Source organism: Mesorhizobium sp. L-2-11 (assembly GCF_016756595.1).
Taxonomy (GTDB): domain Bacteria; phylum Pseudomonadota; class Alphaproteobacteria; order Rhizobiales; family Rhizobiaceae; genus Mesorhizobium.
Genome location: NZ_AP023257.1, coordinates 3160535 through 3183555, shown reverse-complemented (window position 1 = coordinate 3183555; position 23021 = coordinate 3160535). Strand labels below are relative to the sequence as shown.

The following is a 23021-nucleotide window of genomic DNA, read 5'->3' as shown; positions in this document are numbered from 1 at the left end:
TTTGCCCAGCCTTCGAAAAAACAGTTTTTTGACGCGGTTACTTGATGCGGGCGACACCGCCTGAGATTTCGATTGTTTCCGAACCAGTCAGCGCCTCGAGGTCGCCGTTCGGCATGGTAACGAAACAGCCGGTCGGGCAGAATTCCGCGGTTTCGCCGGCGGCCAGCGCCAGTTCCGTCTTGCCACCGCCTTCGGTCACGACGAGTGTGCGGGTCTCGGCGTCCTTGTTGGTGGCGCTGGCGGCCAAGGCTGAACCGCCCACGGCAAGAAAAGCAATGGCGGCGACGAGAGACTTCCACATTTGCAGTATCGGTGTTGCCACCGCCTCTGTTGCGTTTCGCAAGGCATTCCCGCCCTTTGCATGTGAGCTTATATGAGATGCCAGCTGAACGGCAACTGAATGCCGCATTCATGCCGCAATTGCTTTGGCTGCGTCGAAAGCCGGATTTGAGTACCCTAATCGGGATCCGGCTTGCGGGTTTTGCGCCCGGATCTAGCCAGGCGTTTCGCCTCGGCCACGGCTTCCGCCTTGGCTTGCTCCTGTTCGGCAAAATCGACTTCGATCTTGTCGTCATCGATCGGCCACGCCGCATCCTTCTTGGTCTCAACGACAGCGCGCGGCGCCGACGGAATTTCGATATGCTGATCGGCGAACGCATCGAGGACGGCAAAACGAATGTCGTTCTGGACGATGTTGCCGTTCAACACGTCGGCCAGGAACACACGGATTTCGAATTCGAGAGCGGCCGCCCCGAAATTGGTGAACAGCACGAAGGGTTCCGGATTTTTCAGCACCAGCGGATGGCCGCGCGCAATCTCCAACAGCACAGCATGGGCCTGCTTGACGTCGCTGCCATAGGCAACGCCGACCTTGATGTCGACGCGACCGAGCTTGTTGCGGTGCGTCCAGTTGCCGACCGCATTGTTGATCAGGTTTGAATTGGGCAGGATCACCGACTGGCGCTGGAACGTCTCGATCTCGGTGGCGCGCACGCTGATCTTCTTGACCGTGCCGCTGATCTCACCGGCGACGATCCAGTCGCCGACCTTGAACGGCCGCTCGGCCAAAAGGATCAGGCCGGAGACGAAGTTGGAGACGACATTCTGCAGGCCAAAGCCGATACCGAGCGACAGGGCGCCGGCGACAAGCGCCAGGTTGGAGAGATCGATGCCCGCCGCCGAGACGCCGACGAGTGCTGCGAGCGCGACGCCGGCATAGCCGACCGCCAGCCGAATCGAGTTGCGCACGCCGGTATCGACTTTGCCGCGCGCCATCACCGAGCCGTCGAGCCAGCCCTGGAACCAGCGCGTCAGGAAATAGCCGATGATGAAGACGATGATGCCGGTGAGGATGCCGGTCACCGAGATCGTCACCGAGCCGATGGTGAGGCCCGTCGCCAGCTTGTAGCCCCAGGCCTCGATGTCGCCGGGCTGGAAGCCCCACATCAACAGGATCAGCGGCAGGAACACCAGCACGATCATCAAGTTGATGGCGACGCTGACGACAAGGCCGAGTTGGTCGAGCGCCGACTCCTCATAACTGGAATTGGTCGATAGCCAGCGGCCGATCGATGTGTTGGCAAAGCCGCCTTCCTCGCTGATCGCCCGCGCCGACAGAAAGCCGATATAGGCGGTGACCAGAATGGTGCCGGTGACCACGACTTGCAGCGAGACGAAGATGGCAAGGCCGATATAGCCGAGCAGCGCAGTGGCAATGGTGAAAAGGCCGATCGCGACTGCCGTGTAGCGCAGCCACGCCGGCCAGGGGCGCCAGCTTCCGTCGGCAGCCTTGAACGGTTTCAGCAGGCCCATCAGGATCAGGATGATGCCGACGATGATGGTGGCGACAAAACTTCTGGCGATGGTCAGCGACAGCGGTGAGCCCATCTTGTCGTTGACGACCGACAGGAAATTGTTGACGCCGATCACCACCGCCATGGCGGTCGTCAGCCGCACCAGCCAGCGTGCCGGGCCGGTTTCAACCGGGATGAGCCGCCAGTTCGGCAGCCGCGGCTCCAGCGCCGCATTGGCCAGGCGGTTGACGCAGAATACCACCGCGATTACCGCGACCAGCGCATTCAGGAAAACACCAATGTCGCCGCGCAACACATTGTAATAGTTGAAAAAGAAAACCGTCGAGACCAGGAAGGCGCCGACCGCCAGCGTCGGCAGCAACGTCGACCAGAACGCCACCGACAGCCGGCTGAGATAGGACGGATCTTCGATCGAAGGGTCGGCTTCGAAGACACGCCCGAACAGACGCCGCCCACCGACAAAAAGCACCGCCGCCAGCGAAAGCGCCGTCAAGGTCGCGGCCAGCACAGCCTGGAACTTGAACTTGAAGGCGAAGGCCAGCCACGATGACACTGCCTTGTAGAAGCCGGTAAATTCACCGTTGGCGTCGGAAATGACCTCGGGGCTCAACGCGTCGGACAGCACGTAGCGCTTGGTGAGCAGGTTGCGAAACAGCTCGCTGCGCATATTGCCGATCTTGGCGATGAGGCCGCTGATGCGGATCGACAGGTTTTGCGCCGCGGCGATGACAGCATTGATCTCGGCCTTTTCGGACGCCAGCGCCTGGCGCTCGCTGGTCACGATGTCGGGTTCGGGCGGCTGGCCGGCGGCCGGCGGCGCCCCGAGCTGATCGAGCCTTGCGTTGATCTCCGAAAGGCGCGGGCGGAAGGCAAGCGCGCTGTTCAGCGCACCTCGCGACATTTCCTCGAGCTGCAGGCGGATATCGACAAGGCTGGCGTCGTCGTCACCGTCTTCCTGGATTTTCTTTTCGAGAGTGTCGGTCCTCGTCGTCAGGTCCTGCAGGATTTTCTGCTGGTCGACGACCACTCCAGAGACACCCTGCTCAGGCCCCTGCGCCGCAGCATCAAGCGACAGCGGCGCCGAGGCGACGATCGCCAGGACCAGGACAAGGCGGAGCAGTCGGAAAAGCATGATCGTTTGGCGACTCACAGACGGTAAGGCGTTCTAAAGCTCGCCCTTGATAAAGACGCTCATACAAGGGAGCAAGCCGTCCCGCTCTGCCCGCCCTTCGGAGTCGGCCAGTCGAAAAGCGATGGCGCAATATTGGCTTTGCGGCAGCGGCCTGTTCTATAGTGTGCCGCATCGCCTACACGGACGACGATAAGCCAGAACGGACAACAAAAACAATGGCGGAATATTCGGCCTTCTCGCTTCTCAAAAACGCGCTGTCCGGCAACAAGGACTGGAAACCGGCCTGGCGCAAGCCGGACCCGAAGGCGTCCTACGACGTGATCGTCATCGGCGGCGGCGGCCATGGCCTGTCGACCGCCTATTATCTCGCCAAGGAGCACGGCATCACCAACGTCGCGGTGCTTGAAAAGGGCTGGCTCGGCTCCGGCAATGTCGGCCGCAACACGACAGCCGTCCGCTCCAACTACCTGCTGCCGGCCAACACCCGCTTCTACGAACATTCGATGAAGCTGTGGGAGAACCTGTCGCACGATCTCAACTACAACGTCATGTTCTCGCAGCGCGGCTGCCTCAACCTCGCGCACACGCCCGCCCAGCTCGACGATTTTGCCCGCCGCGGCAACGCCATGCGCCATCTCGGCGTCGACGCCGAACTGATGACCACGGCCGAGATCGCGCGCCTGGTGCCGGCGCTGAACGTCTCCGCCACGGCGCGCTTCCCAATCGTCGGCGGCCTGATGCAGCGGCGCGCCGGCACCGCCCGCCATGATGCCGTCGCCTGGGGCTATGCACGTGGTGCCGACCGCCGTGGCGTCGACATCATCGAGAATTGCGAGGTCACCGGCTTCCTACGCGACGGCGATCGCATATCAGGTGTCACGACCTCGCGCGGCGAGGTCCGCGCCAGGAAGGTGGCGGTCGCGGTGGCCGGCAGCACCGGGCAAGTCATGCGGCTCGCCGGCATCGATACGATGCCGATCGAGAGCCAAGTGCTGCAGGCCTTCGTGACGGAATCGCTGAAGCCTTTCATCGACACGGTTCTGACCTTCGGCATGGGCCATTTCTACATGTCGCAGTCGGACAAGGGCGGCCTTGTCTATGGCGGCGATCTCGACGGCTACAACAGCTACGCCCAGCGCGGCAGTTTGCCTGTTGTCGACGAGGTGATGAGCGAGATGCTGGCGCTGTTTCCGGGTCTCGCCCGCGTTCGTATGCTGCGCTCCTGGGGCGGCGTCTGCGACATGTCGATGGACGGTTCTCCCATCATCACCACCGGCCCGCTGCCGGGCATGTATCTCAACTGCGGCTGGTGCTACGGCGGCTTCAAGGCGACGCCGGCCTCCGGCTGGTGCTTTGCCTGGACCATCGCCAAGGATGAACCGCACGACATCAACGCGCCCTTCACGCTGAATCGCTTCCATCGCGGCTTGGTGATCGACGACAAGGGCCAGGGCGCGACGCCGCGGCTGCATTAGGTGGAACTCGATGCTGATTACCTGTCCCTATTGCGGCCCGCGCGACGTCATCGAGTTCACCTATCAGGGTGACGGCAACCGTGAGCGGCCTCAGCCTGCCTCGCAGGACCTCGATGCCTGGAACGCCTATGTCTATGACCGTTTGAACCCGGCGGGTGACCACAACGAGATCTGGCAGCATTCCGGCGGCTGCCGTGCCCATCTCAGGGTCGTGCGCAACACGCTGACACACGAGATCTCCAGCGTCGCGTTCACGCGCGGCGACCACAAAGCCGCCGCGCGGCACAAGGCGGAGGGCAAGATATGAGCCCGCGCCGCACCGATGCCGGCGGCCGGATCGACCGGCTGCGAACCATCCGGTTCACCTTCGACGGCGCGCCTTACACCGGACACGCCGGCGACACCCTTGCCTCAGCGCTGCTGGCCAATGGCGTCACCCTGTTCGGGCGCTCGTTCAAATACCACCGTCCCCGCGGCGTGCTGACATCAGGGGCCGAGGAACCGAACGCCCTGGTGACGGTGCTGCGGGGCGAGGTTCGCGAGCCCAACATCGCCGCGACCATGGTCGAGATCTATGATGGGCTGACCGCCGTCAGCCAGAACCGCTTTCCGTCGCTGGCCTGGGACGTCAGCGCCGCCAACCAGCTCGGCGGCAGGCTTCTGTCCGCCGGCTTCTATTACAAGACCTTCATGGGACCCGCGATCGGTCCGCTGAAGAGCACGCGTTTCTGGATGTTCTGCGAGCATTTCATCCGCCGCGCCGCCGGTCTCGGCCGCGCCGGGACCGCTGCCGATACGGCGCGTTACGAGCGCATGAACGCCTTCTGCGATGTGCTGGTGGTCGGCTCCGGTCCGGCCGGGCTGATGGCCGCCAGGGCAGCAGCCGATCAGGGCGCGCGTGTCATCCTCAGCGAGCTCGAACCGCATTTCGGCGGCTCGGCCAACTGGTCGGGCGAGACGATCGACGGCATGCCCGGGGCCGACTGGGCGGCGCGAGCCGCCGGCCAGCTCGAAGGCTATGACAATGTCCGCCTGCTGCCGCGCACCACGGTCTGGGGCTATTACGACGGCAACGTGCTCGCCGCGCTCGAACGGGTCGCCGACCACAAGGAGAGACCCGGCAAGGGCGAACCGCGCCATCGCTACTGGATCATACGCGCCAAATCGGTGGTGCTGGCCACCGGCTCGTTGGAGCGGCCGCTGGTGTTTCCGGGCAACGATCGGCCCGGCGTGATGCTGGCGCATGCCGCCGCGCGCTACGCCAACGAATACGGCGTGCTGCCGGGCAACAGGATCGCGCTGTTCACCAACAATGACAGCGCCTATCGCTCCGCCCTGGCGCTGAAGAGGGCCGGTGCGGCGATCGTCGCCATCGTCGACGTGCGGCCGGAGCTTTCGAGCGAGATGCGCGAACTCGCCGATGAAGCGGAAGCCAAGATCCTTTTCGGTCACGCCGTGGTCGCCACCGAAGGCGGCAGGGCGCTGTCAGGCGTCAAGGTGCAGCGCTTCGACATGGTCAACGGCGCGCTTGCCGGCGAGGCGCGCAGCATTCAAGCCGACTGCCTGCTGATGTCGGGAGGCTGGTCGCCGACCATCCATCTGGCCAGCCAGGCCGGCGCCAAGGCGGAATGGAATGCCGCCAGACAAGCCTTCCTGCCACCGAAGCCAACACAGCGGTGGCCAACCCAACGGTGGATTGGCGCCGGCGCTTTCACCGGCAGCTTTTCCACTGCCGAGGCCATCGCCGAAGGCCGCGCCGCCGGGCTTTCGGCGGCAGGTGGAACAGGTGCGCCAACGGCCCTGCCGGTCGTCGAAGCCGCACCCGGCGATCCCGACCCGGCGCCGGTGTTCGAGATCAGGGCCGATGGAAAAAGCTTCGTCGATTTCCAGCACGACGTAACGGCGGAGGACGTGCGGCTTGCACATCGCGAAGGCTTCATCTCGGTCGAGCATCTGAAGCGCTACACCACGCTCGGCATGGCAACCGACCAGGGCAAGAGCTCCAACATTCCCGGCCTCGCCATCATGGCCGAGGCGCTGGGCAAGCCGATTCCCGAAGTCGGCACGACACGCTTTCGCCCACCTTTTTCGGCCGTGTCGATCGGCTCACTCGCCGCGGAGCGTTTCGGCGACCTGAGGCCTGAACGGCTGACGCCGATGCATGACTGGCACGTCGCCAACGGCGCGACCATGTATTCAGCCGGCCTCTGGCATCGTCCGATGATTTATGGCCATCCCGGCGAGACGATCGAGCAGGCCTATGTGCGCGAAGCCAGGGCGACGCGCGAGAGCGCCGGCATCGTCGACGTCTCGACACTGGGCAAAATCACCGTGCAGGGCCCGGACGCGGCGGAATTCCTCGACCGGGTCTACACCAACATGTTCTCGACGCTGGCCGTCGGCAAGGCCCGCTACGGGCTGATGCTGCGCGAGGACGGCCTCGCCTTCGACGACGGCACGACGTGGCGGCTCGGCGAACAGGACTTCCTGATGACCACCACCACCGCCAATGCCGGCAAGGTGATGCAGCATCTGGAGTATTTCCTCGACGTCATCTGGCCGGAACTGAAGGTCCATGTCACTTCGGTGACCGACGAATGGGCTGGTGCGGCGATCGGCGGGCCAAAGGCGCGAGCCATTCTTGCTGCTTGCGTCACCGGCACCGCCGTCGACAACGCCACCCTGCCTTTCATGGGCATCGTGCACGGCAATATATCGGGCGTGCCGGTGATGATCTGCCGGCTTTCCTTCTCCGGCGAAAAGGCCTTTGAAGTCTACTCCGGCGCCGGCTATGGCACCCATGTCTGGGAAGCCTTGATCGAAGCCGGCAAGCCGTTCGGACTGGTGACTTACGGGCTTGAGGCGCTTGGCACGTTGCGCATCGAGAAGGGCCACGTCACCGGCGCCGAGATCGACGGCCGCACCACCGCACGAGACCTGCATCTCGACTGGATGCTGTCCAGGAAAAAACCCTTCATCGGCTCGGCGATGATGGATCGCGAGGGCCTGATCGCGCCCGGCCGCCTGGAACTCGTCGGCCTGATTTCGCTGGACAACCAGCCGCTCAACGGTGGCGCGAACATCGTCGAGGCGCTTGACGAAGCCAATCCGCACGATTCCGTCGGCCATATCACCGCTTGCTGCTATTCGCCGGCGCTCGGCAAGTACATCGCGCTCGCTTTGGTCAAGGACGGCAAGGCGCGGCGCGGCACGCGCGCCCATATCTCAGATCCTCTGCGCAAGCGGTTCGGCCCGGTCGAGATCGTCTCCAACCACTTCTTTGATCCGGACGGGAGCCGCATGCATGGTTGAGCGCCAATCACCGATTGAGCTGGAGCTGCGCACCGGCTCGCATGGCGATTTCGAACACGGCGTCGAGGTCATCCTCTCCGAAACCAGGCCGGGATCGATCCTGCAGCTCGCTGCCTGGCCGGGCCAGGAGAAGGAGCTGATAGCAGGCATTCGCACCGTTACCGGCCTTGCGCTGCCCGATGGCGCCGGCGCCGGCAGCACCGACAGCGTCAGGTCGGTGTTCGGTTTTGCGCCGGGAAAATTCACCGTGGTCGACGAGGCCGAGGGCCTGGCGTCGGCCTTTGACAATGTCGTCACCCCTGATATCGGCACGGTGACCGACCTGTCGCACGGCCGCACCGCGATCCGCATCGCCGGACCGAAGGCCGAGTGGGTGCTGGCGAAGTTCTTCGCCATCGACTTCGCGCTGCCGGCCTTCCCGGTCGGTGCCGGCCGCTCGACCATGCATCATGACGTCTTCGCCCAGATCCAGCGCACCGGCGCCGACCAGTTCGACATCTATGTGTTCCGCTCGTTTGCGCGCTCGTTCTGGAAGGCGCTCTGCCATGCCAGCGAGGAAGTCGGCTACGAAGTGCAGTAGACCGAGACGGCGCGTCGCCGCCTCAACTGGCGTCACCTCACCTGGCGAACGTCACCCACTCTTCCAGCGGCGCGCGGTCGGTGCGGAACGCGTTTTCGGGCTTGGAAGTGTCCTCACGGCCGAGCGCCATGCCGCAGACGACGATCTCCTCGTCGGGAATGTTGAGCACCGGCCTGATCTGCTTGTGATAGGGCGCAAAGGCCGCCTGCGGGCAGGTGTGCAGGCCCCTGCCCCGCGCCGCCACCATGATGTTCTGCAGGAACATGCCATAATCGATCCACGACCCCTTGTTCAGCCGCCGGTCGACGGTGAAGATCATGCCGACCGGCGCGTCGAAGAAGACGAAGTTGCGGTCGTGCTGCGCGCGCATCCTGTCGACCTCACGCCGGCCGATGCCGAGCACGCTGTAGAGGCCGAAGCCGTTGGCCCGCCGCCGGGTCAGATAGGGCTCGAAGAACTGATCGGGATAATAGCGATACTCGTCCCAATCGGCCTTTTCGGCACGGATGCCGGAGTTGAGGATGGCGTCGGTGATCCGCTGCTTCACCTCGCCCTTGGTGACGTAGACCCGCCAGGGCTGCATGTTGGTACCCGAAGGCGCCCGCGCGGCAACGGCGAGAATGGCGCGGATCGTCTCGTCGTCGACCATATCGGGCAGGAAGGCCCGCACCGAACGGCGCGACGTGATCGCCTCATCGACGATCGTCGCATCATTTGTAATCCTTGTCCTGTTTTCCAGCATGGGCGTCCCTTTGCGCGTGACCCGGAAACCGGAATCGTAACCGGAAAGGATCATGCTCCGTCCAGAAAGTGAGAGAGCACCATTGCGGGTCCAATTGGACGCGTGGCGCTCTGTCGTAAGCCTCGATCGGGCGCCCTCACTCGCCGTCGTGGCCGAGCCTTTGCCTGAACCGCCAAAACGGCGCAAGCAAATCTTGTGGCCTCATGAAAATTGCCTTGATTTTTTCACGAACCTGGCCCCTGATGAAATCAGCCCTCAATTTTTCACCAAGGGCATTTTTTTCATAAAGAGAAATGGCTGTGCCCTCAACCGCCGTCAGATCTGAGCAGGAAAACCGCGAACGGCTGCTGGCCGGCGATATCAGAGCACTGCGCAGGGCGCGAGGGCTGACGCTCGCCGAGACCGGCCTGAAGCTCGGCCGCTCGGTTGGCTGGGTCAGTCAGGTCGAGCGCGGCCTGTCGATACCATCGCTCAGCGATCTCAGGGCCTTCGCGGAATTGTTCGGCGTGCCGGTCAGCCTGTTCTTCAGCCACGACGTGCCCGTCGAGAACGAGCGCGGCGTGGTCGTCCGCGCCGGCAGCCGCCGCACGCTTGGCACAAGCGATTCCGGCCTGGTGGAGGAGCTTCTGTCACCCGATCTCGGCGGTAGCTTCGAGATGCTGCGTTCGGTCTTCGCGCCGGGTGCCGAGCTGAAGACCGAAGCCCGCCGGCCGACGGAGGAAGCCGGATATGTCGCTTCCGGCAGCTTCGACATCGAGATATCCGGCGTCTGGCACCAGCTTGGCGAAGGCGACTCCTTTCGCTTCGACGGCAAGCCGTTCCGCTGGCGCAATCCCGGTGCGGAGCCGGCGGTCGTCATCTGGGTGGTTTCGCCACCTGTCTACTAGACTAGAGTCTGGAGAAGAATATGGCCGGTTTGCCGACCACGGCACGTGTAGTGATCATCGGAGGCGGCGTCGTCGGCGCGTCGGCGCTCTACCATCTCGCCAAGGCGGGCTGGATCGACTGCGTGCTCCTGGAAAAGAACGAGCTCACCTCCGGCTCGACCTGGCATGCGGCCGGCAACGTGCCGACCTTCTCCTCGTCATGGTCGCTGATGAACATGCAGCGCTATTCGACCGAGCTCTATCGCGGGCTGGCCGACGCGGTCGGCTACCCCATGAACTACCACGTCACCGGCTCGCTCAGGCTGGCCCATACCGCAGAGCGCATGCAGGAGTTCCAACGCGCCAAGGGCATGGGCCGCTACCAGGGCATGGACATCGATGTGGTCGGGCTCGACGAGATCAAGCGCCGCTACCCGTTCATCGAAACGCACGACCTGAAGGGCGCGCTCTACGATCCGAGCGACGGCGACATCGACCCGGCGCAGCTGACCCAGGCGCTGGCCAAGGGCGCTCGCGACCTGGGCGCGAAGATCATTCGCTTCTGTCCGGTCACCGGCGTGCGCCGCGACAAGGACGAGTGGCTGGTCGAGACCGCGCAGGGCGAGATCCGCTGCGAGATCGTCGTCAACGCCGCCGGCTATCGCGCGGCCGAAGTCGGCAGGATGTTCGGCCGCGACGTGCCGATGATGGTGATGAGCCATCAATATATCCTGTTCGAGGAAATCCCCGAACTGGCGGCGTGGTCAAACGAGCAAGGCAAGAAACTGCCGCTGCTGCGCGACGTCGACACCTCCTATTATCTGCGCCAGGAAAAGAACGGCATGAATCTCGGCCCCTATGAGCGCAATTGCCGCGCCCATTGGGTCGACTACGACGATCCGATGCCTGACGATTTTTCGTTCCAGCTGTTCCCCGACGATCTCGACCGGCTCGAGGATTATCTGGCCGATGCCGTCGCCCGCGTGCCGATTCTCGGCACCGCCGGACTGTCCAAGGTCATCAACGGCCCGATCCCCTATACGCCGGATGGCAACCCGCTGATCGGCCCGATGCCCGGCGTGCCGAACGCCTTCGAGGCCTGCGTCTTCACCTTCGGCATCGCCCAGGGCGGCGGCGCCGGCAAGGTGCTGGCCGAATGGGTGACTGAGGGCCAGACCGAATGGGATATGTGGTCCTGCGATCCGCGGCGCTTCACCAGCTTTGCCTCGGCCCCGGATTACTGCGTCGCCAAGGGCATGGAGATCTACGGCAACGAATACGCCATCCAGTTCCCGCGTCACGCCTGGCCGGCTGGCCGCGACCGCAAACTGTCGCCGATCCATGATCGCATCAAGTCGCTCGGCGCCCGCTTCGACGCCTATAATGGCTGGGAGCGCGCCACCTGGTACGCGCAAGCCGGCGACGACGTCTCGGAAGCCGCGACGCTGACCTTCCGCCGCGATGGGCCGTGGCAGCATCGCGTGCGCGAAGAATGCCTCGCCGTGCGCGACGCCGCCGGCATTTTGGATCTGCCCGGCTTTTCCCGCTTCAATCTCGATGGCCCTGGTGCTGCCGACTGGCTGAGCCAACAAGTAACCGGCCTGGTGCCGAAACCCGGCCGCATCGGCCTCGTCTACTTTGCCGACGACAAGGGCCGCATCGTCACTGAAATGTCTGTCGTTCGCCACGACGAGAATTTGATGACGCTGATCACCGCCGCCGTGGCGCAGTGGCACGATTTCGAATGGCTGAAATGGCGCATGCCGAAGGACGCCTCGTTCAAGCTGGTGGACCGGACCGAGGAATTCTCAACGCAGATCCTCGCCGGGCCCAATTCGCGAAAAATCCTCGCCGATGTCTGCGCCGCCGACCTTGCTCTGCCCTGGCTGACGCACCAGGAGACGACAATCGCCGGCCGATGGGCAAGGCTGGTGCGTGTGTCCTTCGCCGGCGAACTCGGCTGGGAAATCCACACCAGGATCGACGACACCGCCACCGTGTTCGACGCCGTCTGGGCGGCTGGGCAGAAGCATGGGCTGAAGCCGTTCGGCATGTACGCGCTGGATTCTTTGCGGCTTGAAAAGGGCTATCGCGCCTGGAAAGGCGACCTGTCGACCGACTATTCGATCCTGCAGGGTGGGCTGGAGCGTTTCGTGAAATGGGACAAGCCGGATTTCCGTGGCAAGGCGGCGCTGCAAAACGAGAAGCAGCAGGGCGTGAAGAAGCGCTTTGTCACGCTGGTCGTCGAGAACCCCGGCGACTGCGACGCGCCAACCATGTCGACGCTGTGGCATGACGGCCGGATCGTCGGCGAGACGACGTCCGGCGGCTGGGGTCATCGCATCGACAAGTCGATCGCGCTCGGCATGCTGCGCGCCGACCTGACTGAGCCGGGAACTGCGGTCGAGGTCGAGATTTTTGGCGAGCGCTTCAAGGCGGCCGTGCAGAAGGACGAACCGCTGTGGGATCCAAACAACGAGAGGTTGCGCGCATGAATTCAGTCATTCTCACCGACGGCGGCATGGGCCAGGAACTGGTCCGCCGCAGCAGCTCCGATCCCACCCCGCTATGGTCGGCCAGGGTGCTGATCGACGAACCGGACCTGGTGCGCGACCTGCATGCGGAGTTCATTCGGGCCGGCGCCCGTGTCATCACCATCAACACCTATTCCGCAACCCCCGAGCGGCTGGCGCGCGAGGGCGCGGAAGAACTGTTCAAGCCGCTGCAGAAGCGCGGCATAGAACTGGCAAGGCAAGCTCGCGACCAGGCCGGCGACGCGGCGATCGCCGGCTGCCTGTCGCCGCTGTTCGGCAGCTACGCACCGGCGCTGACGATATCCTTCGAGGATACGCTCGACATCTACCGCCGCATCGTTGCCGAACAGGCCGACGGCGTCGATCTGTTCCTGTGCGAGACCATGGCGTCGGCCGAGGAAGCGCGCGCGGCCGTCACTGCGGCGTCGGAAAGCGGCAAGCCGGTGTGGGTGTCGTGGACCCTCGCTGATCACGGCGCGCCGCGGCTGCGCAGCGGCGAAACCATAGCGGCGGCAGCAAGCGCTCTCGACGGTCTGCCGGTCGCAGCCAGGCTGATCAATTGCTGCCGGCCCGAAGCGATCGCCGCAGCGCTGCCCGAACTGATCGGCCTCGGCGGGCCGGTTGGCGCCTATGCCAACGGCTTCACCTCGGTCGAGGCGCTCAGGCATGGCGGCACGGTGGAAGTGCTGCATGCCCGCCACGACCTCGATCCGGACGCCTATGCCGGCCATGCGGTCGGCTGGGTCGAGGCCGGGGCCGGTATCGTCGGCGGCTGCTGCGAAGTCGGGCCGCCCCATATCGCCGCCCTGGGCGACCGGCTCGAACAGGCCGGCTACGAAATTTCGGGGGTAGCATAATGCCCAGACCGTCATCGCGCATTTCCGGCATCGTGCCTTCCGGCACGGACGGCTGGGAGGTCCATTTCGCCGCCTGGACGCGCAAGCAGGCCGGCGAGGACATCATCATGCTGTCGGTCGGCGACCATGATTTTGACACGCCAACAGAAACGATCGAAGCCTGCGTCGCGGCGGTTCGCGCCAGCAATCACCACTATACCCCGCTTGCCGGCATTCCGCGCCTGCGCCAGGCGATGGCGGCGGCCTCGACCGCCTGCACCGGCGTTACGACCAACCCGGATCAGGTTATTGCCACATCAGGCGGGCAGGCTGCACTGTACGCGGCGGTACAAGCCGTACTCGACCAGGGCGACCATGCCATCGTGGTCGCGCCCTATTACGCGACCTACCCCAACACCTTCAGCGCAGCGGGCGCCGATTTCACCGTGGTCGAAACGCCCGCCGAGGATGGTTTCCAGCCGCGCGCCGCCGACATTCGCGCAGCCCTTCGGCCGAACACCCGCGCCATCCTCATCAACACGCCGAACAACCCGACGGGTGCTGTCTATTCGCGCCAGCGGCTGGAAGAGCTGGCGCAGATCTGCCGCGAGCATGACCTCTGGCTGCTGTCGGACGAAGTCTATTGGACGCTAGGCGGCGGCGAGCACGTCTCGCCGCGTTCGCTGCCCGGCATGGCGGAACGCACGCTGGTCATCAATTCCATGTCGAAGAGCCACGGCATGACCGGCTGGCGCATGGGCTGGCTGACCGGGCCCGAACAGATGATCTCGCTGCTGACCAACCTCAACCTGGTGACCACCTACGGCCTGCCGGCCTTCATCAGCCTCGCTTGCGCCGAGGCGCTGGAAAACGGCTACGGCGTCAAGCAGATCGCCGAACGCTATGCCGCACGGCGCAGCGTCGTCCTCGATGCCATGCGCGGCATGAACAACGTCACCGTGCGCGGCTCCGAAGGCGGCATGTATGTCATGCTCGACATCTCGGCTCTCGAGCCCGACGACGAGAAATTCGCCTGGGCTCTGCTCGACAAGGAAAAGGTCGGCGTGATGCCAGGATCGAGCTTCGGCGAGGCCGCTGCCGGCCATATTCGCGTCAGCCTCTGCCAGCCCGAGGCGGTGCTTCTGGAAGCAACCCTCCGCCTGCGCCGCTTTGCGTCCAGCTACCGCCGCGAGGCCGCATGACCGCCCCGTCTGCCAAAACCATTCCTCCCAAAGCAAGGGCCGTCATCATCGGCGGCGGTGTTTCAGGCTGCTCGGTCGCCTACCATCTGGCCAGGCTCGGCTGGACCGACATCGTGCTGCTCGAGCGCAAGCAGCTGACATCGGGCACGACATGGCACGCCGCCGGCCTGATCGGCCAGTTGCGCGGTTCGCAGAACATGACGCGGCTGGCGAAATATTCGGCCGACCTCTACGTCAGGCTGGAGGCCGAGACCGATGTCGGCACCGGCATGCGCCAGGTCGGTTCGATCACCGTGGCGCTGACCGAAGAACGCAAGCACGAGATTTATAGGCAGGCGTCTCTCGCCCGCGCCTTCGATATCGACGTGCGCGAGATTTCGCCAAACGAAGTCAAGCAGATGTACCCGCATCTTAATATTTCGGATGTGGTCGGCGCCGTGCATCTGCCGCTCGACGGCCAATGCGACCCGGCCAATATCGCCATGGCGCTGGCCAAGGGCGCGCGCCAGCGCGGTGCGATGATCGTCGAGAATGTGAAGGTCACCAAGGTCCATGCCAGGAATGGCCGCGTCACCGGCGTTTCCTGGGCGCAAGGCGACGAGCAAGGCACGATCGAGGCCGATGTCGTCGTCAACTGCGCCGGCATGTGGGCACGAGAGCTTGGCGCGCAGAACGGCGTCAGCATCCCGCTGCATGCCTGCGAGCATTTTTATCTCGTCACCGAACCGATCCCCGGCCTGACCCGGCTGCCAGTGTTGCGCGTGCCGGACGAATGCGCCTACTACAAGGAAGACGCCGGCAAGATGATGCTCGGCGCGTTCGAGCCGGTGGCCAAGCCGTGGGGCATGGACGGCATAAGCGAAGATTTCTGCTTCGACCAGCTGCCCGAGGATTTCGAACATTTCGAGCCGATCCTCGAAATGGGCGTCAACCGCATGCCGATGCTGGCCAGCGCCGGCATCCACACTTTCTTCAACGGCCCCGAGAGTTTTACGCCTGATGACCGCTATTATCTCGGCGAGGCGCCGGAGCTGTCCGGCTACTGGATGGCGACCGGCTATAACTCCATCGGCATCGTCTCCTCAGGCGGCGCCGGCATGGCTCTGGCGCAATGGATCAATGATGGCGAAGCACCCTTCGATCTCTGGGAGGTCGACATCCGCCGCGCCCAGCCGTTCCAAAAGAACCGCCGCTATCTCAGAGAGCGCGTCTCCGAGACGCTCGGCCTGCTCTATGCCGACCATTTTCCCTACCGGCAGATGGCGACCGCGCGGAACATCAGGCGCTCGCCTCTGCACGAACATCTGAAGGCGCGCGGAGCGGTGTTCGGCGAGGTTGCCGGCTGGGAGCGGGCCAACTGGTTCGCGCGTCAGGACCAGGAGCGCGAGTACCGCTATTCCTGGAAACGGCAGAACTGGTTCGACAACCAGCGCGACGAACATCTGGCCGTCCGCAACGGCGTCGGCCTGTTCGACATGACCTCGTTCGGCAAGATCCGTGTCGAGGGCCGCGATGCCTGCGCCTTCCTGCAGAGGCTTTGCGCCAACGATATGGACGTGGCGCCGGGCAAGATCGTCTACACCCAGATGCTCAACCAGCGCGGCGGCATCGAGAGCGACCTTACCGTCTCGCGGCTATCGGAAACGGCTTACTTCCTGGTCGTGCCCGGCGCGACGCTGCAGCGTGATCTCGCCTGGTTGAAAAAACATCTCGCCGATGAATTCGTCGTCATCACCGATGTCACCGCTGCTGAGGCCGTGCTCTGCCTGATGGGCCCGGATTCGAGGAAGCTCATTCAAAAGCTGAGCCCGAACGATTTCTCCAACGCAACCAATCCGTTCGGAACGTTTCAGGAGATAGAAATCGGCATGGGGCTGGCCCGCGCCCATCGCATCACCTATGTCGGCGAACTGGGCTGGGAGCTTTATGTCTCGACCGACCAGGCAGCACATTTGTTCGAGGCGATCGAGGAAGCGGGCGCCGATGTCGGCCTAAAACTTTGCGGCCTGCACACGCTGGATTCCTGCCGCATCGAAAAGGCGTTCCGGCATTTCGGCCACGACATCACCGACGAGGACAATGTGCTGGAGGCAGGCCTTGGCTTCGCAGTGAAGACTGGCAAGGGCGATTTTCTTGGCCGCGACGCCGTGCTGAGAAAAAGAGAAACCGGATTGAACCGGCGGCTGGTGCAATTCCGCCTGAAAGACGCGCAACCCTTGCTCTTCCACAACGAAGCGATCCTGCGCGACGGCAAGATTGTCGGCCCGATCACCTCGGGCAATTACGGCCATCATCTCGGTGCCGCTATCGGGCTCGGCTATGTGCCTTGCCAGGGCGAGAGCGAGGCTGACGTGCTGTCGTCTTCCTACGAGATCGAGATCGCCGGCGAGCGCTTCGCCGCGGAAGTGTCGCTGAAGCCGATGTATGATCCGAAGGCGGAACGGGTGCGGATGTAGCCCTTTTTCCTTCGCCCCGTTTACGGGGAGAAGGTGGCCCGAAGGGCCGGATGAGGGGCGGCGCCAGGGTCCGGAAAGTTTGCGCTGCCCCTCATCTGCCTGCCGGCATCTTCTCCCCGTGAACGGGGAGAAGGACGCTCATCTCGCAGCTCAAAACCGCTCCAGTTTCGCCCGCACCTTCTCCAGAAACGCCGCCCTGGTCTTCGCTGTCGATGAATCCATCAGGTAGTGCGCCAGAAACAACGTCCTGCAGCGGGTGGCGCAGAGCGCCCGCATGCCGCGCAGGATCGTCTTGCGTCCCGGCTGGCCGACGACGACGCTCCACCAGGTCGGTGCGCCGCAGGTCGTGATCACCCCGATCTTCGTCACATGCCTCACCAGCGACTGGATCCGTCCCTTGCCGGCCGGCAGTCGGAAGGCGACGTCGGTTGCCCAGACCCGGTCGAGCCAGCCCTTCAACATTGCCGGAAGCCCGTACCACCATGTCGGATAGATGAAGAGGATTGCCTGGGCCCAGTTGAGATTTTCGATATGCGACTTGAGCGCCGGGTCCTGCGGGGCGTGCTCATTATAGGAGCGTCGCTCGTCGCAGCCCATCACCGGATCGAAATTTTCCGCATAGAGGTCGAGCAGCCGCACCTCCCAGCCCCTCGCCTTCAGCACCTCGATGGCACTATCCCGGATCGCGGCGCAAAAGCTTTCGGGCACAGGATGGCAGTAAACCACCAGAACCCGCATCAGAAGGCATCCATGCTGGTTGCGACCTTCGCCGCAAATCTGTTGCGCGTTTCATCGGTCGACAGGTTCATCGAATAATGCGCGAGATAGGACACGGAGGCACCTGGCTTGACCGTGGCGCGCAACACACGCTTGACCAGCTTGCGCGGCGGGTCGCCCATCAGCATGGCGTGGAGCCGGCTGCCACCATAGGTGGTGACCGCCGCCAGCTTGCGAATGTTGTGCAGCGACGGCTGCACCTTGCCATCGACCAGCTTGAACGAGACGCCGGGCAGGAAGACGCGGTCGAAAAAGCCTTTCAGGATCGCCGGATAGCCGTAGTTCCACACCGGAAACGACAGCACCAGGGCTTCGGCCTTTTGTAACCTCGCGACATAAGGTGCTGTCGGATCACCGGCGCCGCGCTCGTCGTGATAACCGAGCCGCTCGGCCCGGGTCAGCCGCGGATCGAAATTCTCGGCATAGAGATCGCAGTCATCGACGACGTGACCGGCGGCCGTCAGCCGCTCGACGATCACCTTGTGCAGACCGGCATTGAAGCTGGTTTCGACCGGATGGGCGTAAAGCACGAGGATGTTCACCGAAGTCCTCGCAGGTCGGCGCGAGGCACCCCCCTCTGCCCTGCCGGGCATCTCCCCCTCAAGGGGGGAGATCGGCAGTTCCGTCGTCTCGGCCATCTTCCAACATCGTCAATTGGCGAAAGCGATATTGACAGCCAATCTCCCCCCTTGAGGGGGAGATGGCCGGCAGGCCAGAGGGGGGTACAGCGCCACACGCTCGTCATCGTTCACCCCGCCTTCTGCAACCCCTTGAACAGGAACGACTTGCCCGAGCGATAGTCGTAGTCCGGGTTTTCCCAGGCGATCATCTTGCCGGGATTGAGCAGCCCTTGCGGATCGGTCTCGCGCTTGAAAGCGAGTTGCACCTCATCCGTCTGCTTCATACCGCCCTCTTCCAGCGTGTATCGATGCGGATTGAAGACCCAGCAGCCATTGTCCTCGTGGATGCGGATGATCTCGTCGAGCCGCTCGGCCGTGGTGAAGCGCACCAACGGCAGTCCAGCCACGCCGATCGCGCCGTCGAAGCGGATGAATTCGATATGAACCGGCACTTCGTCGCCGAAGCGGTCGATCATCGCCTTGACGTGGGCGAGATGATCCGGCGACGGGTAGCGGGTCTGCAGATAGGTAACCGTTGGGTCGACCCTGATGGCGCGCAGCGTCGTGTGGTTCCAGGTCAGCTCATAGGCCGGCGGCAAACCCCTAAGATCGGCCTCCTTGTCGGCGCGGAAGACGATCTCGCCCTTGCTGCGCGCCGCCAGCGCGACAAAGGCGTCTATCGCCTGCGGCGCGATCATGCAGACGACGATGCTTTGCTCGCGCCTGAAAAACCGCTGGTGCCGCTTGAAATAGTCGTAAGGGATCGGCGCGGCGATCGGCGTGATCAGCTTCGCCAGGATGCCGTCCTGAATGGCGAGATCGTTGCCGAAGCCGGCCGCATCTATGAAATCGTCGAAGCCGACGATGACGTCGATCCAGTCGTAGGATGCGGTCAGCGGCATCTCGACCTCGGTGATGATGCCGTTGGTGCCGTAGGCATGCATCACCTTCAGCACCTCCTCACCGCTAAGGTCCATGATGCGAGGCTCCGCCTCCATGGTCACGGTCTTGAGCCGGATGACATTGCCGAGGTCGCGCAGCCCGCCCCAGCGGATCGAGCCGATGCCGCCCGAGCCGCCGGCAACGAAACCGCCGATCGAAGCGGTGTTATAGGTCGATGGCGACATCCGAAGCTCCTGGCCGGAATGCGCGCGCGTCGCCCTGTCGATGTCGGCGAGGACGGCACCGGGACCGGTCACGACGCGGCCGGGCGCGATCGTCTTGATTGCGTTCATCTCGGCGAGATTGAGCACGACGCCGCCGGACAAGGGCATCGCCTGCCCGTAATTGCCGGTGCCGCTGCCGCGCGGTGTCACCGGAATGCCATGCCGGTGGCACGCGGCAAGCACGCGGATCACCTCGTCTTCGGTCTTCGGCGTCACGATCAGGTCGCCGGTGACATGGTCGAGCTGTTGCTTCAGCACCGGGCTGTACCAGTAGAAATCGCGGCTCTTCTGCTGAATGATCGCCGGATGATCGTCGATCTTCAGACCGTCGAGGTCGCGCTTCAGTGCCGAAACGTCCATCATCGCACCATCAGATCGTCGAGTTCGGCATAGTCGGGCAATTGGCGCTCGATGGCGCGGCCGTCCCGCACCACGATCCGATCCGCTTCAGGTCGCGACAGCATTTCCGTCCAGTTCCGTCCCCTAAAGACGACGAAATCGGCAGCGCCGCCGGCGGCAAGCGTGCCGAACCCGTCGAGCCGCATCACCCTGGCCGGCGTCGAAGTCACCGCTTGCGGCCAGTCGCCGACCGGGTGATCGAAATGCAGGATACGCGTCGCCATGCGATAGACCTCCAGCATGTCGAGATCGCCATAGGCGTAGAACGGATCGCGGGTGTTGTCGGAGGCGACGGCGACGGGGATGCCGCGCGCCTTCATCTCGTGCAGCAGCGTCACGCCACGCCAGCGCGGCGTGGTCTTGTCGCCGCGCCGGTCCTGCAGATAGAGATTGCACATAGGCAGCGACACCACGGCGAGCCCCGCCTTCGCCACCTTGTCCAGCGTGTCGAGCACGTCGAGATCGGGCTGGCGTGCCAGCGAGCAGCAGTGGCCGACGAGGATGTTTCCCTCAAAACCGTTCCACAGCGCCGCCTCGGCGATCTTCTTCAGCGAGATCGCCGAGATGTCGTCGGTCTCGTCGGCATGGAAATCGAGGTCGAGGCCATACTCGATCGCCTGCGCGAAAACCCGATCGAGAAGCTCTTCCAGGTCCGGCAGCATATAGGTGACGACGCCGAGCACACCGTTGGCCGCGGCGACGCGTTTGGCCAGGCTCTCGAACCATTTCTTGTCGCGCACGTCTTCGATGCCGAGCAGACAGGCGGCCTGCAGCTCGATGCGGCCACGCCATTTCTCCCGTACGGTCTCGAACACCGGCCAGGAGATCTCCTCCTGCGGTGCGACGCTGTCGAGGTGCGTGCGCAAAGCCCTGGTGCCGTGCGCGTAGGCGCAGCGCAGCGAAAAATCCATGCGGCGAGCGACGTCCTCGGCGCTCCAGCGGGCAACGCGGTCGGCGCCGGTGGCGTTCAACGCACCCATGAAGGTGCCGTCCGGATTGGGTTTTCGAGGCCAGATATGACCTTTGTCGATATGGGTGTGGCAGTCGATGAAGCACGGCATGACGATGCGGCCGCCAAGGTCGAGGGCGCCTGCTGGTGCATTGGACTGGCGATGCGCGGCAATGCTGGAGATTTTGCCGTCGGCGACGGCGATGTCGGCGAGCGCAAAGCCGTCGGCGTCGAAGGCAGCGGCAAGGCCGGGCGTCAAAGATGCATGAAGCCGGGCGTTGGTGAGATGATAAGAACCAGAGGCTAGTATCAAGGCGCACCCCCCTCTGGCCTGCCGGCCATCTCCCCCTCAAGGGGGGAGATCGGCAGCTTCGCCCACGACACATGTCTTGCCACGTCAGTAATTGGCGAAATCCGAAATGAAGTCCAATCTCCCCCCTTGAGGGGGAGATGTCCGGCAGGACAGAGGGGGGTAACAGCGCCGACCATACCTAGCGCTCCTGCTTCAGCGCACTCTCGTGCCAGCGCCGCAGGATCAGGTGCGAGATCAGCGACAGCACCAGGAAAATCAAAATGCCGGTGAACGAGATCAGGATCAGCGCCGCGAACAGCCGCGGTGCGTTCAGCCGGTAGCCGGCCTCGATGATGCGCGAGGCCAGCCCCGACGACTGTCCCTGGGCCCCGGCAACGAACTCCGCCACCACCGCGCCGATCAGCGACAGGCCGCCGGCGATCTTCAGCCCGCCGAGGAAATACGGCATCGCCGCCGGCAGGCGCAGATAGCGCAATTGCTGCCAGCGGGTCGCGCCGTTAAGTCTGAACATGTCGCGCAGATTGCGGTCGACCGAGTTGAGGCCAAGCGTCGTGTTGGACAGGATCGGGAAGAAGGCGACGATCCAGGCACACAGCAGAAGCTTCGTCGTCTGGTTATCGACGTAGATGTTGATCAGCGGGAAGATCGCGACGATCGGCGTCACCTGCAGCACGATCGCAAACGGGAAGAACGACATCTCCACCCATTTCGATTGCGTAAAAAGCACCGCCAGCCCGACACCGCCAATGACCGCCAAAGCCAAGCTGAGGAAGGTGATCCTGAGCGTCACCAGCAGCGAGGAGAACAGCAGCCCGGCATCGTCGAACAGCGTTTGCAGCACCACACCGGGGCGCGGCAGGATATATTTCGGGATGTCGTTCCAGATGCAGATGCGGTCCCACAGCCAGATCGCCAGGACCATGATTGCCAACGGCAGCAGCCATCGGCCGATCCGTTCGAGCCGCTCCTGGCGCACGCGACGTGCCTCCTCTGGATCCAGGGTTACGGCAGTATGATCAATGGCCGTCATGATGCGGTCCGGCGGTTGAGTTGATGGCGCCGATCAGCACATCGGATGCCTGGCGGCAGAGCGCGGCATAGGCGGGCGAAGTGCGGAAGGCCTCGTTGCGGGGATAGGACGCATCGATGGCGAGCTCTTTGAAGACCCGGCCCGGTCGCGCCGCCATGACGACGACGCGGTTGGAGAGGAAAACGCTTTCGAAGACGCTGTGGGGCACGAAGACGACAGTAAAGCGCTCGTCCTGCCACAGTTCCAGAAGATCATTGTTGAGCTTAAAGCGGGTGATCTCGTCCAATGCCGCAAATGGCTCGTCCATCAAAAGCACGCGCGGCTTGGTCACCATGGCGCGGGCGATCGATACGCGCATCTTCATGCCGCCAGACAATTCGCGCGGCACGGCTTTCTCGAAGCCGGTCAAGTGAACCCGCGCCAGCATCTCCATCACGACAGGCGCAGCCTTGGCCCGCGTCACGCCCTTCAGCCTGAGCGGCAGCCAGACATTGTCGAAGACATCGGCCCACGGCAGCAGCGTCGGTTCCTGGAAGACGAAGCCGATGTCAGAGCGGTCGGCAGCGCTGCTGCCGCGCCAGTCGAGCAGGCCGGAGGTCGGCGTTGCAAGACCGGCGATGAGGCGCAAGGCCGTCGACTTGCCACAGCCGGACGGGCCGAGAAGGCTGAGGAAGTCGCCTTCCCGGATCGTCAGGTCGACGTCGCTGAGCGCTGTCACACCGTTGGAAAAGACCTTGCCGACGCCGCGCAGCGCCAGCAGCATCGGACCCTTGCCCGATGCGCTTGCCGGCGCTTGCGCCAATTTCTCCTGCATCATG

At 63.9% G+C, this 23021-nt stretch carries 18 protein-coding genes; 9 read left to right on the top strand and 9 right to left on the bottom strand.

Annotated features, from left to right (window positions below; genetic code table 11):
- Window positions 1-37: 37 nt before the first annotated feature.
- Window positions 38-301 (bottom strand): hypothetical protein, encoded by a 264-nt coding sequence (locus JG739_RS15240; protein ID WP_091594431.1) that lies wholly within the window; start codon window positions 299-301, stop codon window positions 38-40.
- A gap of 155 nt (window positions 302-456) precedes the next feature.
- Entirely contained in the window at window positions 457-2946 is a 2490-nt protein-coding gene (locus JG739_RS15235; protein WP_202367162.1) for a mechanosensitive ion channel family protein, read from the bottom strand.
- A 215-nt stretch (window positions 2947-3161) separates the two neighbouring features.
- Here JG739_RS15235 and JG739_RS15230 point away from each other — a divergent pair, with 215 nt between their 5' ends.
- Genes JG739_RS15230 through JG739_RS15215 form a run of 4 tightly spaced genes read left to right on the top strand, consistent with a single transcriptional unit; the run spans window position 3162 to window position 8313 of the window.
- Entirely contained in the window at window positions 3162-4421 is a 1260-nt protein-coding gene (locus tag JG739_RS15230; RefSeq protein ID WP_202367161.1) for a sarcosine oxidase subunit beta, read from the top strand.
- Between the two features lie 10 nt (window positions 4422-4431).
- Complete coding sequence (locus JG739_RS15225) at window positions 4432-4728, top strand: sarcosine oxidase subunit delta (protein ID WP_202367160.1); 297 nt, start codon at window positions 4432-4434, stop codon at window positions 4726-4728.
- Window positions 4725-7733: a sarcosine oxidase subunit alpha gene (locus tag JG739_RS15220; RefSeq protein WP_202367159.1), complete on the top strand. Its 3009-nt coding sequence runs from the start codon at window positions 4725-4727 to the stop codon at window positions 7731-7733. Before JG739_RS15225 ends, JG739_RS15220 begins: the two co-directional genes overlap by 4 nt.
- A complete protein-coding gene (locus JG739_RS15215; RefSeq protein ID WP_202367158.1) occupies window positions 7726-8313 on the top strand; it encodes a sarcosine oxidase subunit gamma in 588 nt (195 codons plus the stop codon). Before JG739_RS15220 ends, JG739_RS15215 begins: the two co-directional genes overlap by 8 nt.
- A gap of 37 nt (window positions 8314-8350) precedes the next feature.
- Here the strand turns inward: JG739_RS15215 and JG739_RS15210 are convergent, their stop codons facing one another.
- Complete coding sequence (locus tag JG739_RS15210) at window positions 8351-9055, bottom strand: nitroreductase (RefSeq protein ID WP_202367480.1); 705 nt, start codon at window positions 9053-9055, stop codon at window positions 8351-8353.
- 293 nt (window positions 9056-9348) lie between these two features.
- Here JG739_RS15210 and JG739_RS15205 point away from each other — a divergent pair, with 293 nt between their 5' ends.
- The 5 genes from JG739_RS15205 to JG739_RS15185 are packed head-to-tail and all read left to right on the top strand — an operon-like array spanning window position 9349 to window position 16949.
- Window positions 9349-9942, top strand: coding sequence for a helix-turn-helix domain-containing protein (locus tag JG739_RS15205; protein ID WP_202367157.1), 594 nt, complete (start codon window positions 9349-9351; stop codon window positions 9940-9942).
- A gap of 20 nt (window positions 9943-9962) precedes the next feature.
- Window positions 9963-12416, top strand: coding sequence for a GcvT family protein (locus JG739_RS15200; protein WP_202367156.1), 2454 nt, complete (start codon window positions 9963-9965; stop codon window positions 12414-12416).
- Window positions 12413-13312 (top strand): homocysteine S-methyltransferase family protein, encoded by a 900-nt coding sequence (locus tag JG739_RS15195; RefSeq protein ID WP_202367155.1) that lies wholly within the window; start codon window positions 12413-12415, stop codon window positions 13310-13312. Before JG739_RS15200 ends, JG739_RS15195 begins: the two co-directional genes overlap by 4 nt.
- Window positions 13312-14493, top strand: coding sequence for a pyridoxal phosphate-dependent aminotransferase (locus JG739_RS15190; RefSeq protein WP_202367154.1), 1182 nt, complete (start codon window positions 13312-13314; stop codon window positions 14491-14493). The genes JG739_RS15195 and JG739_RS15190 overlap by 1 nt, the downstream gene beginning before the upstream one ends.
- Entirely contained in the window at window positions 14490-16949 is a 2460-nt protein-coding gene (locus JG739_RS15185; RefSeq protein ID WP_202367153.1) for a GcvT family protein, read from the top strand. The genes JG739_RS15190 and JG739_RS15185 overlap by 4 nt, the downstream gene beginning before the upstream one ends.
- Window positions 16950-17099: 150 nt before the next feature.
- Here JG739_RS15185 and JG739_RS15180 read toward each other — a convergent pair whose 3' ends face one another.
- From JG739_RS15180 to JG739_RS15155, 6 genes are all read right to left on the bottom strand, one after another.
- A complete protein-coding gene (locus tag JG739_RS15180; protein WP_202367152.1) occupies window positions 17100-17687 on the bottom strand; it encodes an NAD(P)H-dependent oxidoreductase in 588 nt (195 codons plus the stop codon).
- Window positions 17687-18268 (bottom strand): NAD(P)H-dependent oxidoreductase, encoded by a 582-nt coding sequence (locus tag JG739_RS15175; protein WP_202367478.1) that lies wholly within the window; start codon window positions 18266-18268, stop codon window positions 17687-17689. Before JG739_RS15175 ends, JG739_RS15180 begins: the two co-directional genes overlap by 1 nt.
- A 206-nt stretch (window positions 18269-18474) precedes the next feature.
- Entirely contained in the window at window positions 18475-19875 is a 1401-nt protein-coding gene (locus JG739_RS15170) for an FAD-binding oxidoreductase (protein ID WP_446720552.1), read from the bottom strand.
- Window positions 19872-21173, bottom strand: a complete 1302-nt coding sequence (locus tag JG739_RS15165; protein WP_202367151.1) for a cytosine deaminase — start codon at window positions 21171-21173, stop codon at window positions 19872-19874. The genes JG739_RS15170 and JG739_RS15165 overlap by 4 nt, the downstream gene beginning before the upstream one ends.
- Before the next feature lie 178 nt (window positions 21174-21351).
- Window positions 21352-22203, bottom strand: coding sequence for an ABC transporter permease (locus tag JG739_RS15160; protein WP_202367150.1), 852 nt, complete (start codon window positions 22201-22203; stop codon window positions 21352-21354).
- Window positions 22190-23020 carry an ABC transporter ATP-binding protein gene (locus JG739_RS15155; RefSeq protein ID WP_202367149.1) on the bottom strand — a complete coding sequence of 277 codons (831 nt, stop codon included), beginning with the start codon at window positions 23018-23020 and terminating at the stop codon, window positions 22190-22192. The genes JG739_RS15160 and JG739_RS15155 overlap by 14 nt, the downstream gene beginning before the upstream one ends.
- Window position 23021 lies beyond the last annotated feature (1 nt).